Origin of the sequence: Bacteroides sp. NGMCC 1.200775, from assembly GCF_040798045.1 — a bacterium.
Lineage (GTDB): Bacteria > Bacteroidota > Bacteroidia > Bacteroidales > Bacteroidaceae > Bacteroides > Bacteroides hominis.
On sequence record NZ_JASCQK010000001.1, the window covers coordinates 841,514 to 855,072 of the forward strand.

10 protein-coding genes are annotated in these 13,559 nt (G+C 42.0%); 7 read left to right on the plus strand and 3 right to left on the minus strand.

What is annotated here, in order from left to right:
- Nucleotides 1-9: 9 nt before the first annotated feature.
- Together QK890_RS03785 and QK890_RS03790 are read right to left on the minus strand one after the other, a co-directional pair.
- Nucleotides 10-1,362 (minus strand): MATE family efflux transporter, encoded by a 1,353-nt coding sequence (locus tag QK890_RS03785; protein WP_005776593.1) that lies wholly within the window; start codon nt 1,360-1,362, stop codon nt 10-12.
- A gap of 112 nt (nt 1,363-1,474) precedes the next feature.
- Nucleotides 1,475-1,921, minus strand: coding sequence for a hypothetical protein (locus QK890_RS03790; RefSeq protein ID WP_005776592.1), 447 nt, complete (start codon nt 1,919-1,921; stop codon nt 1,475-1,477).
- A gap of 479 nt (nt 1,922-2,400) precedes the next feature.
- On the opposite strand from QK890_RS03790, the gene QK890_RS03795 reads away from it, so the two are divergent.
- The 7 genes from QK890_RS03795 to QK890_RS03825 all read left to right on the plus strand — a co-directional run bounded on the left by QK890_RS03795 (nt 2,401) and on the right by QK890_RS03825 (nt 12,145).
- Nucleotides 2,401-5,172: an outer membrane beta-barrel protein gene (locus QK890_RS03795; protein WP_234164710.1), complete on the plus strand. Its 2,772-nt coding sequence runs from the start codon at nt 2,401-2,403 to the stop codon at nt 5,170-5,172.
- A gap of 214 nt (nt 5,173-5,386) precedes the next feature.
- Nucleotides 5,387-6,787 carry a hypothetical protein gene (locus QK890_RS03800; RefSeq protein ID WP_186993284.1) on the plus strand — a complete coding sequence of 467 codons (1,401 nt, stop codon included), beginning with the start codon at nt 5,387-5,389 and terminating at the stop codon, nt 6,785-6,787.
- Between the two features lie 57 nt (nt 6,788-6,844).
- The gene (locus QK890_RS03805) at nt 6,845-7,339 is read left to right on the plus strand and encodes a calycin-like domain-containing protein (RefSeq protein ID WP_005776588.1); all 495 of its coding nucleotides are present in this window, start codon (nt 6,845-6,847) and stop codon (nt 7,337-7,339) included.
- A gap of 162 nt (nt 7,340-7,501) precedes the next feature.
- Entirely contained in the window at nt 7,502-8,137 is a 636-nt protein-coding gene (locus QK890_RS03810; RefSeq protein WP_044299639.1) for a DUF4903 domain-containing protein, read from the plus strand.
- Between the two features lie 28 nt (nt 8,138-8,165).
- On the plus strand, nt 8,166-10,520 hold the full coding sequence (locus QK890_RS03815; RefSeq protein ID WP_186993285.1) for a TonB-dependent receptor: 2,355 nt from the start codon (nt 8,166-8,168) through the stop codon (nt 10,518-10,520).
- On the plus strand, nt 10,517-11,230 hold the full coding sequence (locus QK890_RS03820) for an HmuY family protein (protein ID WP_186993286.1): 714 nt from the start codon (nt 10,517-10,519) through the stop codon (nt 11,228-11,230). Before QK890_RS03815 ends, QK890_RS03820 begins: the two co-directional genes overlap by 4 nt.
- A 27-nt stretch (nt 11,231-11,257) precedes the next feature.
- Nucleotides 11,258-12,145: a hypothetical protein gene (locus tag QK890_RS03825; RefSeq protein ID WP_233484001.1), complete on the plus strand. Its 888-nt coding sequence runs from the start codon at nt 11,258-11,260 to the stop codon at nt 12,143-12,145.
- On the opposite strand, the gene QK890_RS03830 is transcribed toward QK890_RS03825, so the two are convergent.
- Nucleotides 12,146-13,504 (minus strand): MATE family efflux transporter, encoded by a 1,359-nt coding sequence (locus QK890_RS03830; protein WP_005776582.1) that lies wholly within the window; start codon nt 13,502-13,504, stop codon nt 12,146-12,148.
- Nucleotides 13,505-13,559 lie beyond the last annotated feature (55 nt).

Consider the following 13,559-nt stretch of genomic DNA (forward strand, 5'->3'; position numbering starts at 1 on the left):
AGCAACTATTTACGACCTCACAAAGCTTTTATTAACCCACTTCATCCCATACCAGCGACGGACAAAAATAATTCCTCGAATGTTCTCGTCGAGAGCAAAAGCAACCCACATACCGCAAATGCCCCAGGCCCAGTAAATTCCAAATAAATAACCGACACCGACAGCAACACTCCACATCACAATCAACCCGACATAAAAAGGATAATTCACATCACCCGCTGCACGCAGGGCATTCGTCGCAAAAATATTAATGGGACGGCCTATTTCAAGTACCACATCAATCAGCAATACAATCACTCCCATACGGATAATTTCGGGATTGGAAGTCAGCCAACTCAATAGAGTGTGGCCTGAAGCCGCAATAATACATGAAAGAATCAAAGTAATCATTACCGACTTCTTCATCACATATTTCCCAAGCAGAAATGCTGCATGGGGTTTCTTCTCCCCTATCAGATGTCCGATACAGATAGCACCTCCCTGTGCCATGGATATACTGAATAAATAGACAAACATAATGATATTGACACAATAGGTGCGGGTAGCCAACGCTTCAACTCCAAGCATGTTAATGAAAAAAGTAATGACTACCTGCGATGAACTGTATGAAAGTTGCTCACCTGCAGAGGGCAGACCAACCCGCATCAAATTTTTCAGCTCTACAAAAGGGAAAGGCCGGAAATAAGCCAAAGGGAAACGATGGATATGTTTGCGGAACAGAATAATAAACAGAATAACCATAGACACTCCCCTGCTGAAAGCAGTAGAGATTGCAGCCCCTTCTACCCCGAGTTCGGGAAAACCGAACTTACCAAAAATCAGCGAATAGTTACCGATGATATTAAGAATATTGATTACCACTGTTACCAACATCGGATATATAGCCTTATTGGCACTGCGTAAAGAAGCTGAAAGTGTAAGAGAAATGGCCTGAAAAAAGGCGAAAGCACCCACGATACGCATATAATCCATACCGTCAGCCATCAGTTCGGGTCCCAACCCCATCCATTGCAGAATGGTGCGGGCCATCGTAAACAGAAGCACACTGATAATCCCTCCAACCAATAAATTAACAAGTAACGACACACCTACCACCTGTACCACTTTCTTTTCGAGCCTCGCACCAAGATACTGCGAACAGAGCACGGACGTACCCAAATTGATCACTTCAAACACCAGGAAAGTCAGCATGATAATCTGATTGACAACTCCGACCGCAGCTACACTGTTATCAGAATGGCGGCTCAGCATAATGGTGTCGACCGCTCCCAGCATCATTATCAGTAATGTTTCAATAAAAATCGGAGCGGCCAGTTTTGCCAAGCGCCTCTTTATGCTCTCCTGTTGAATTCTGTGTGTCATTTTACCTTAATCCTTTTCGGGCTGCAAAGGTATTTAAAAACACTGAAAAAGCGGATTGACATATATCAAGAATATATCAATCCGCCTACAATTATTTCAATAAAGGTTCGGGTTATCTCACTCCTGTAAAGTCAACATAATTATCATGTCCGTCCAAGTACCCGCTCAGTACATTCCCCCTGATCCAGACATCATCCAGATAGGAAACATCACCGGGACCATAGACCATCCGGAGAGAATATTGAGAACGGTCTTCCCAATTCCAGGTAAAAGAGTACACCGATTCGGAATAACGTCCATTGGGATATTCCACACGAATATAATCTTCACCATGACGGTCCAGATAAAAATTCAACTCCTGATAACAATAGTTTCCGTCAGCATCATAAAACGTATCTGCCCAGGTACGACTGCACAGATCGAGGGACTTGTTATAATAGGAACCGCCAATGTTATCATCGTCATAAAAGTCATCTATCTCTATCTCACATGAAGTAAGATTTACCATTGCCACTGCCAGCAGAAACAATTTTAAATATTTGAAAGCTAAAGTTTTCATATCGTATAGTTTTTTAGTTATATCAGTTTGATGTGAACAAAAGTAGGGAAACAAATGATCTCAGGAAAAAGAAAAAACCTACATCTTCGGAGGGAATCGCCTAATTAAAAGAGGGAAACAGGAGTAAGAAGACCGAAAGCTCTAAAAAGGACATATCAAACGTTAACAGAAAACGACAATTCGCTAAATAACGTTACAAAATGAAGATTTATATCCGAATAATTTGCAGATATAATCCAAATCCGTACATTTGCAATGTGTTTTTCATAGTATTAGATTTAAGGTTAACAAAGATTGGTTGCTCGTGAGAGTAGCCTTTTTTTATATCCGATAATCTGCACTCCCACCCTTTATATATAATTCCGGTTACATGCATTGAGAACTATGACTCATAAATCTGATTATTATACCTAATAAAAGGTATTGAACGCAAACCTGAAACTCGCTAATTTTGCAACCATTCATACTAAACATACGAAATGGACGTGCGTAAAACCTGTATCTTATTGCTTTTAATTTCCGGAATGGCTATTGAGCTATATGCCCAACAGTCCCAAAGAGTCAGCGGACAAATATGGAGCATGGCAGCAGACGCAAAAGAAAAAGAGTCCTTACCTTACGCCAGCGTTCTCGTCATCAACGAAAAAGATTCTACGCTTGTTAAAGGCACGACAAGCAACGCAAATGGGAAGTTTAGCCTCCGGTATCCTGCGTACAAAGATAAACGCTATTTATTGAAAGTTTCTTATACAGGAATGCAACCAGTATTCCATAAGTTAACAGAAAATGTTCCTGACATTCATCTGGAAAACATTGTACTGAAAGAGGGTATCGAACTGGATGAAGTAACAGTTACCGCACAAGTACGTGAAATAGAGCAGATAGGCGATACTACCATAATCAATGCGTCTGCTTATAAAACACCGGAAGGTAGTTATCTGGAAGATCTCGTAAAACGTATTCCCGGGTTGGAATACAACAGCAAAGATAAAACTCTGGTCTATAATGGTCTGCCCATTACTGAAATCAACGTTAACAGTGAAGCCTTTTTTTCCGGAAATAACAGTCTGGCATTGGAAAATTTACCGGTAGAACTGATCAATAAAATAAAGGTATACGATAAAAAAAGTGATCTGGAAAAAATGACAGGAGTCAGTAGCGGAAAAGAAAATTATGTCTTAGACCTGCAAACCAAAAAAGAATTCAACAGCACTTTGCTGGCATCGGGTAAAGCCGGACTGGGCAACTATAATAAGAAGGACCTCGAATTATTAGGTAACTACTTTAAAAAAGGCGGTGAGAACCTTTCACTGATCGTCCGTTCGGGTAACCGTAACATGACAACCAGTTACAAGGACAATATACAGGATAACATAGCACTTAACTTTGTAAAAAGATTCGGCAAAAATTTGACCATTAATGGTAATACGACTTATAATCATAACAATAACGGTAATAAATCGGCCGGATACTATGAACAATACCTGAGTACGGGAAATAAATACCAATATTCTGCCGGTGAAAGTACAAACCGAAACCATACCATAAACTCTATGCTTGCCCTGCGTTGGCAAATAAACGAAAAGACCTTTGTGAGCTTCTCCGGCAATCTGAACTCAGGCAGAGGGAACAACACCAATAACAGCCGGCAAGCCGCATTCGACGAGAATCCCAATCTCGAAACATCAGACCCTTTCGGCAATATCGGTAATATCCCCGATGATATGCGGCTCAACGATATAACAATGAATTCATTATCTACAGACAAGCGCCTCCAATATACTTTCAATGCCAACATCACGCGCCAAATAAACCGAAAAGGAAGCAGCCTCAGCCTGATGGCACAATATAGTGACAGCAAAGGTAAAAATGAAAGTTTCACTATTTCGTCAACCACCTATTACCGATTGGAAAATAGCTTAGGGAATGACTCGGTTCTCTATCGGAATCAATATCAGCGAAGCCCTAACGGAAACCGGAATCAGAATATCGGACTGATATTCACTCACCCTTTTACAAAAAAAGTTCAAATGCAGCTCTCTTACAATTTGAACTATAGCAAACAGCAGAGCGACCGTAACACTTATAACCTATCCGGTCTGACGGATGAAACAACAGATCCTCCCGGCTATCTGCCTCCGCAGTATGAAACCGGATATACCGACAGCCTTAGTAACCGAAGCCACAGTCACACACTCGGACACGAAGTCTCTTTCCATATAAACTACTCCACCCGGGTATGGAACATTGTTACCGGACTATCGATTCAGCCTGAGCAACGCAGTCTGGATCAGAAGACAGGGCTGAGACAAGCTGATACTACCATGTATTCAGTCGGATTCCGACCGACATTCACCATTCTGTGGAAAAAAGGGAAAAGTCTGATACGCTTGAACTATCGGGGAGATACCCGACAACCTTCCCTACCCGACTTGCTTTCACTGACCGACAATAGCGACCCGCTAAATATCACACGCGGCAATCCTGACCTGAAGCCCTCATATAGCCAATCTGTCCGTTTGGAAGCACAAAACATCCGAAAAGGTATATTCGCTACATTGAACTGGCAAAACGAGGTAAACAGCCAGACCCGTACCATTACTTATAACCGGCAAACGGGAGGGCGAGAGAGTTATCCGGTAAACATAAATGGTAACTGGAACATCCATGGAACACTACGTTACCAGAAACGCATCCGTAGTTTTAATATTTCGGCCGTCGGAGGAGGATCTTTTATCCAAAATGTCGGTCTCATCAATGAAGGGGAAAGTGAACAACCGGACTACAGTACTACCCATAACACCGGACTGAGCGCAAATTTACGACTGGGATACTTCCCTAAATGGGGAAGTATCGACCTGAATGGGAACTGGCGCTTTCAACACTCTTCCAATTCATTACGGCAGACAAATACGTACACCCGTAACTATTCTCTGGGATTCAATGCCTATGCCGATTTACCCGGCAACATACAATTAAAAACCGACGCGACCCATACTTTTCGTAATGGTACAAATATCCGACAGGGAGAAGACGACCAGATAGTATGGAATACAGGTATCACCTGGCGCTTCCTGAAAAAAAAGCAGGCCGAATTATCAGTCTATTGGGCAGACATGCTGAATCAAAAGAAAAACTACAGCCGAAGTACGACATCGAGTGGTTTTTCCGAACACCACACCCAACAAATAGGAAGTTATTTTATAATCTCAATGAAATACCGCTTTAACCGTCCTCTACACAAGCAGTAATAGCACGATTCTTAACATAAATATCTTCTATAAAAAGTCATCTTATAAAATACAAACTACAACAACCAATAAAATATATTTATATTAAAAAGTTTACTATTAAACTTCAACAGCAGAATACCCATAAATGGGTATTGTACATATTTTAAACCGCATATAACTTTGTAACCGGATTAAAACAAATATTAATTATCAAAAAACCCATCATTAAACAATGAACAAAATTCAAACGTATATTAGCACGTTTATAGCAGTTTCCGGTATATGTTTTACTTCATGTACTAACGATAACAACATTGATTGGAATGGAGTGGAAGTGACAAATACTGAACTAAGAACTATCTTGCAACAAAAAGGATATACCTTTAATGCAGAAGGCAAACTGGTACAGGATGATAAAGTAAAAAGTACAACTTCGCTTGATCTATCGGGCACCAAAATTGCTAATCTATCGGGACTGGAAGTATTGCCTAACCTTGCTGAAATTAATCTATCGAACAATGAGTATGGCCCCGTTTTCGACTTCTCCGCATTGCCCAAAAACATTACTGCGATTGATTTATCAGGTAATAAAATATATGATTTTAAAGGTTTGGTAGATGTGAAAATGGTAAATGATGAAATGAGCACTACTGTCTTACATCCACTCACTAAATTTTATTTACCGGAAACGGCCAAATACAATATAGAGGATCTGGTTCCATTCCATGCCGCCAGTGCAGCCACCGACATGCAGATGCAAAATGCAAACGGAACCCTGCAAGCCTATACCACCTTGCGTGACATTCCCGATGAATACTTCCGCACTTATCTGAAATCGAAGTTTGCAAGCCTGTTTACAAAAGATGGAAACCAGATTGACATTAGTAAGCCAATGGTCCTGACCGAACAAGGCAGCGGCATTAACATAGATGCCTGGTATGCGGATAATGAAAATATACATTCAATTGAAGGATTAGAATATTTTATCAATAATCCTTTCTACAAACCATTCTATGTGCAAGTTGAGTGCATGAATCATTGTTCGGTTGCTTATCTTATGCCTCGTGACAACCTTAAAGCCCTTTTCATTCTGAATGCAGATACCCCTGAGGGCATTGATCTTTCACAATCTGCCAAGTTGGCAAGTTTCGGTTCAAGCAACAACAAATATTTGACAGAACTGGATCTATCAAAAACACTTGTCACCAATCAGGAAGCAACCGACTTTGATAAAACAGTCTCTAATGTACTACATGTATTCGATTGTGAGAATTTAAAAGAAATCAAATTTCCGGAACAGAGCAAAGGGCTTGTCTCTCAATTAGAACTGGCCAGCCTGCCTTCATTGAAAAAAATGGATTTAAGCTTTCTCCGCGGTTTTCAGGCTGTCATATTATTGCAACTCGAGAATTGTACCATCACTTATCCCAATTTCCAGTATGTCTATAGTGCAGCGTACGAAACACTAAAGCCACTGGCTGACGCACAGAAAGCCACAATCCTTATTTCAGAAAATGAATTCAAGCAAGAGGCATGTAAAACATTCCTTAGTACTTACAAAAAAAATCTAAATGACTCCGGATACAGAGACTACAGTGATTATGGTGCTTTCCGTTGGACAAAGAAGATTTAACAGCTAACAAGCATATATATATGTGTTATTTTTTATTTTAATTTTAAAACCAATCTTATGTTGAAAAAAGTTTTTATCTGGGGAATAGCTTTATTCGGAATGACAGCTATTTCAAGTAATGTTTCTGCAAGTGCAGCAAGTGACGTATATTCAGTAGCAACTGTTGCCGAAAGTCTGGAAGGTAACTATCAGGGTAACCTGATCCGAGTTTACATGAATGGAGAAAAAAATCCGGTTTATGGAAAGGTTGCCAATGTAACCGATAATGGAGACGGAACGGTCAATATTCATATTGATTCATTCAAAATAGGTTCGATGCCGGGATCGATTACGGTCGACGCGATGGACATCACTGTCCCTGCATCCGGAGGAAACTTCAGCCAGACCTGTGAAAGTGCCGTAAAACTCAAGATCGGTATACTCCCCCTATCCTATGATGCTTTAGTGGAAGGAGAAATTACCGGAAACTACCTGAAGTTTACAGTTACCGTAAATACTCAATATTCAGGTTCACTATTCGAAGCAATTGTTACATTTGAAGGAACAAAGTGAATTTTAGTGAAGCATAAAGTTTTTTATAATATTCTCCACAAAATAAACTAATGTACCATAGGTTGTTTTCTTGTTGTTGTGACAAGAAAACAACCTTTCATTCATATAAAAAAACAATAACCGAATATTCATTATATAAACCATAAAAAACTATTTTTCAAGATGAAAACAATAAAATTATCCTATATCATTCTTTGCAGTATCTGTTTATTTTTGGCATCCTGTTCATCCGACGAAGAAATAACCAAAGGAGGAGCTTCGGAAGAGCTCGTAAAGAAAGCAAAAGATTTTCTGACCGGAGAAATCGTATTGAATACCCATGCCACCCTGAATGGCGTCAATAAAACATTGCTTGAAAAAGGATGCCCCACCAAATTTAAGTTTGACTGGAGTAATACAGATACAAATACTTTCAGTGTGTCTCTTCTTAATTTCACCGTAGGCAAAATGGGGATGATCATCAACTTTAAATGTGACGTACAAACCATGCAACTCAACACATGGGAAAAAGACGAATATCCGGGTGCAGGCTGGATCAAATTCTATGGTGAGGACGGCTCTACTTGGGGGGAAGAAAAAGACGGCACTCCGGCCAATGCTAAAGGAAGTAGTGTAAAAGGCTATTATAATACCGACACTCACCAGATTAATTTTATTGTGGACTACAACATGATGAACGTTCGCTCGGAGTGTTTCCTGCAAACAATAGACAAGACGCGCATCAACAACTATGAAAAGGAGTTCGCACAATTTGAAAAAGACTTGGAAGAGTATAAGAAGGAACATGGGTTATCATAAACTGTGAATCACACACCCTTTTAGAAAAATGAAAAAAAGAGAATTTGTAACGATCACATGTCTGCTTCTGTTTATATGTACCGCCTCTATGGGCCAAACAAAAGTGCAACTCACAATACTGGAAGCAAAGACCGAGCAACCGATAATAGCGGCAAATATAGCATTTGCAGAAAATGATAATCCGGAAAAGACGTTGTATGCCATCACTGACCTGAATGGCAATGCCATCTTGAAGCTCCCTCGTCCCGGTACATACCATTATCACATCACTTCCGTAGGCTACATACCCCTGAAAGGAAAAATAACACAAGCAACCCGAAACCTGACCCTTCACATGACGGAAGATGTAATGGGACTGAACGAAGTAGTGATAACGGGTTCACGCACGGCACGTCCCATCAAACTTTCTCCGGTGACCACGCAGGTGTTGGGAGGAAAAGCACTGGTAGACGCCGGATATGGAAACTTGCAGCAGGCTCTGCAACAGGAAACACCGGGATTGAACATACAGAAAGTAGGCTTTGGCAATGAAATAAGCATGCAGGGACTGGATGCACGCCATGTGTTATTCCTGATGGATGGAGAACGACTGACCGGAGACATGGCCGGAAACCTGGATTACGAACGTTTCAATCTGCATGCCATAGACCGCATCGAAATTGTGAAAGGTGCCAGTAGTACTCTGTATGGTTCGCGTGCGGCAGGAGCCGTTATCAATCTGATAACTAAAAAGACGAACAAACCTCTTAGTATCGATGCCGGAGTGCGTTACGGGCAAATGAACGAACGTAATTATAAAAATCCATCAAAGAGTGACTTCCTCTACATGTTCGAAAAGAATGCTGACCGGCCAAATCTGCAAAGTTGGGTCTCCGCAGGTTTTAAGCAGGGAGCATTTACCTCGCAAACAGATGTATGGTACAGCGAAAGTGATGCTTTCTATCTTTATCAGGCGGAAAATGACAAGAAGATATATACACAGGAAGCCAATCCCTTCCTACCTCACGATATCATTGTAACCAGTGCTACAGCGCGTCCGCCTATGGGAATCGAAGGAACCGAACATATTTCAGCTTCACAAAAGGTTTATTACGATCCGAACAAAGATTTATCGGTTTTGCTCTATGGCAGCGCATTCTTCATGAATACATACGACCTGATACAAGATCTGACTTTTAGCCAGGCACGTGACTGGACGGGAGGAATCAAAGCCACTTACCATGTGAAGGACTGGTTTTCTGTAACCGGAAGTTTACATAGCGATTTTTATGACCGCTTTAAACGACACGAACGCCGGAATGAACGGCAGAAGGTATATGAAAGCCGAATCTTGCAACCACGACTGACCATCACCAGCAATTACTTTAAAGCCCACCATCTGATCTTTGGAGTGGAACATATTTCGGATGACCTGACAAGCGACCGTTTTGTGAATCGCAAAATGACTACACGGTCACTGAAAGAAACGGAATATTTTCTGCAGGACGAATGGGAAGTGTCTAAACAATGGATGATTTCCGCCGGGTTGCGTACTAACTTTTCCCATGCTTTCGGATTCATGGGAATGCCCAAAATCGCAGCCAAGTTTTCACCCAACGACCAATGGAGTTTCCGTGCCAACTATTCAATGGGTTACCGTTCACCCAGTATCAAAGAGCTTTTCTTCAACTGGGACCATCTGGGCATGTTTCAGATAAAAGGCAACGAATACCTGCAACCGGAGAAAAACAACTACATGTCAGTTGGAGCCGAATACACCAACGACCGGCTATTTTTGTCCGGTACGGTTTACGGAAACTACTTTAAAGATAAAATAGAAGGAGTCTGGAGAATCTATGACATGCAATACAATTTTGAATACACTAATCTCAGCAAACAGCGCTTACTGGGCCTGGAGGCACTGGGACGTTGGCGCATGTTTGACTTCCTGACGCTGAATGCCACCTACAGTTTTGTCAATGTGAGCAAACTTAAAGGTGTACAGGTTAACACCACCTCTCCTCACGCAGCTACAGCCAGTTTGGACTATAAGTACAATCGCAAAAACTATCGGTTGGGTGCCATATTCAGCGCATCATTTATGGGTAACAAGAAATTCGATGTGCAGGATCGTGTATGGATTGAGGAGGAGAATACCAGCAAGGATGCCTACTTCCGTTGCGATCTTCCGGCATATGTGCTGTGTAATCTGTCCGTTTCACAAACCTTCTACAACAAAGTAAAAGTGACACTGGGCGTCGACAACCTTTTAAACTATAAGCCCAAAACATTGGGTTCGGGAGTGACCATGTTCAATGTACCCGCCACCCCCGGTGCCCGCGGACACGTACAGATTGAGTTTATGATAGACGACGTAATAAATGCATTAAAGAAAAAGAAATGAGAGAAATGAATGTTTTTAAAGCTTTATGCTTGTCATTCTGCTGCATTATAATAACTTCGTGTGTAAAATATGATGCCGAACCGTTTACCGGTAAGACACTGCCCCGCACATGCGGTTATTCCACCGGTGTTACGAACGATTGGATTTATTTCAACTTACGTACCGGAGAGCGGTTTAATACCCTTTCACCCAATCAGGATATTACTGAAGGAGAACAGAAAGAGCGCACAGATTGGGATCTCGCATTCTGCGGATATCGCCTGCGCACCAACAGTGGTACCAGTGGCATCGGTCAGGGTGCTGCCGCTGATCTGGGATATGGAAGCTATGACAAATGGAAAACTGTTTCGCAACTACCCGCTGATTTGAAATGGACGGTAGACAATGATACTGAAGTATACGTCACAATGTCGCAAAACGACTGGAACAAATATCTGATAGAGCATGGGCTGGATTTTAATGAGAATCCGTGGTTCGACCCCAATACCGGTCCGGCTAAAACATTGACCAGCGCCAATCCGATATTGGCTGAAGCCATGAGTTTCGCCGGCCCCCCTCCGGTTTACACGCCCTCTTATCACACCTATGTGGTACGTACCGCCGATGGTAAACGATATTTCAAGATACAAATCATCAGTTGGTATAATGCCGATTCGGAGATAGGCGACAGTGGCGGACAAATCAGTTACTATTGTGATGAATTAAATTAAGTATAACCCAAAATGAGACAAACAACAATGAAAAATCAAACCAGATATTGGTGGAAAACAATTGCTTCTTTTCTTTTAGTTCTATTTACCATGCCTTTGGGACATGCCCTAATGATTATGATGGAGCATCTGATCATTCCTACTGCACTCCATTATACGGCATTTGCCATGGGAGGAGTAGGATTGCTTATGGTTATCATCGGTGTCTTCGCACGAAACGACACGAAACAAACGCTTTGGGGACTGTTCGGTGGCCTGCTTTTTTGGACAGGCTGGGTAGAGTTTTTATTTATGTACTATGCCAACCGATACGGAGTACAGCCCGAAATGCTAAATGGAGAAGTAGTAACACGACCAGAATATCTGATTATGCCGACCTCATTCGGATTCTGGGCTATGTTCATGGTGCTCTATCTATTTAGTGTAAAAACAGGCTGTAACTTTATCAATTGGTGTCAGGCGGCATTGTTCCGAAGTAAGAAAAGTGAAATCGTGGCACGCCCCATGACCCGTCATACATCTATCGTTACCTTCATGGAACTTAACATGATGTTATGGAGTTGCTACCTATTACTAATGTTCTGTTACGACAGTAACTTCCTTGGGGACCATCATCCGGTGACTATGTTGATAGGTATGGGTTGCCTGGTCGGTTCAGTGTTCATGTTTCGCCGACAGTTACGACTTGCCTCTTGGGGAGCAAACATCCGCATGGCAATAGCCACGGTAATCGTATTCTGGACACCGGTGGAAATATTGGGACGAATGGATTTCTTCAGCGAAATATGGGTTGATCCGTTAGGGCATCCAACAGAGATGATCACGATTCTGGCTGTTTTTGTCATATTGGCTATCTATTTATGGTATATAGCCTCTAAGAAGAAACAAAAAGCGGCACATCAATCCTCTCGGTAATCAACGCATCGCCAATTTATTCATAATCTTCGGGAACTGAACAGCGAAGATGGCTGTGCAACAAATAGCTGCCGTAGCATCCGATATGCCTTCGGCAGCATAAACTCCTACTACGCCCATCAGATGCGGAAGTATCAGAGCCAACGGAACCAACAAAATCACCTTACGGAGCAATGCTATGAAAATGGAAACTTTTGCCTGTCCCAGTGCGACAAACATATTCTGGCATGCCCGCTGCAATCCGAAAATCGTCATTCCTGCCAGAAATACGGGCATCACCCGCACTACGGTTTCTATCAGTTTTTCATCGGACGTAAAGGCTGAAGCGATGACAGACGGAAACAGGATCATCAGCAGAATCAAAATAAAATTGAACAAGAACATAAAGGTCATCACTATCTTAAAGCATTCTTTAACCCTCTCCCGGTTCCCATGCCCGTAATTATAGCTCACAATAGGTACAAATCCCAATGCAAATCCGGAAAGCGGAACGCTGACAAAAAGCATGGCACTCTGCATGATCGTCAATGCGCTCACGTAGATATCACCAAATGTTTTCAGAGACCCGTTCAAGACAAAGCCAACCAGACTTTCGGTACTCGCCATAATAAACGGTGAAGCGCCCAATGCCAGTATAGCACCCACTACTTTCCTATCCAACTTCATATATCGGGATTCAAGCCGCAAAGAAGCACGGCCGGATGTCAGAAAAACCAATACCCAAGCAGCACTGCAAGCTTGCGAAATGATAGTAGCAAGCGCCGCCCCTTTCACTCCCCATCCAAAAACAAAAATAAACAGAGGATCGAGTAGGATATTGAGTAGCGCTCCGATAACAATCGACAACATAGCGATACCGGGACGGCCCTGAGTATTAATAAAGGTATTCAGCCCTACAGAAACCTCTACAAACAGAGTACCGATCAAGTAGATCGAAAGATAATCCGTAGCATATCCGAGAGTCTGATTGGACGCACCTGTAAACAAAAGTACCGGCTCCATAAAAAGATAAGATAAGGCAGATGTCAGGAGCGTAAAAAGTAATAATAGCACAAAACCGTTCCCCAATATTTTTCCTGCATGTGAGCGATTGCCCTGCCCTAAAGCTATGGCTGCAAGGGGTGCACCTCCCCCCGCCACAATAGCAGAGAAGGCGGAAATCAAAATAATTAGAGAACCTGCCACACCGATACCAGCAAGCGCCTGTGTACCAATTCCGGGAATGTGTCCGATATAGACTCGGTCTACAATATTGTAGAGTAGATTTACAATTTGTGCAATTACTGCAGGAAGTGCCATCCTGAATACAAGCGGCAACATACGGTCAGTACCAAGCCTCTCTTCATATTTATCATTCATAACCCAAAAGCAATAAAAAAGCCCTTTACGTTATCGTAAAAGGCTGATTATAATT

Bases quoted from the DNA above. Each gene is read 5' to 3' on its own strand.
- QK890_RS03785 (WP_005776593.1), bottom strand. From the start codon at position 1,362: ATGACACACAGAATTCAACAGGAGAGCATAAAGAGGCGCTTGGCAAAA.
- QK890_RS03790 (WP_005776592.1), bottom strand. From the start codon at position 1,921: ATGAAAACTTTAGCTTTCAAATATTTAAAATTGTTTCTGCTGGCAGTG.
- QK890_RS03795 (WP_234164710.1), top strand. From the start codon at position 2,401: ATGGACGTGCGTAAAACCTGTATCTTATTGCTTTTAATTTCCGGAATG.
- QK890_RS03800 (WP_186993284.1), top strand. From the start codon at position 5,387: ATGAACAAAATTCAAACGTATATTAGCACGTTTATAGCAGTTTCCGGT.
- QK890_RS03805 (WP_005776588.1), top strand. From the start codon at position 6,845: ATGTTGAAAAAAGTTTTTATCTGGGGAATAGCTTTATTCGGAATGACA.
- QK890_RS03810 (WP_044299639.1), top strand. From the start codon at position 7,502: ATGAAAACAATAAAATTATCCTATATCATTCTTTGCAGTATCTGTTTA.
- QK890_RS03815 (WP_186993285.1), top strand. From the start codon at position 8,166: ATGAAAAAAAGAGAATTTGTAACGATCACATGTCTGCTTCTGTTTATA.
- QK890_RS03820 (WP_186993286.1), top strand. From the start codon at position 10,517: ATGAGAGAAATGAATGTTTTTAAAGCTTTATGCTTGTCATTCTGCTGC.
- QK890_RS03825 (WP_233484001.1), top strand. From the start codon at position 11,258: ATGAAAAATCAAACCAGATATTGGTGGAAAACAATTGCTTCTTTTCTT.
- QK890_RS03830 (WP_005776582.1), bottom strand. From the start codon at position 13,504: ATGAATGATAAATATGAAGAGAGGCTTGGTACTGACCGTATGTTGCCG.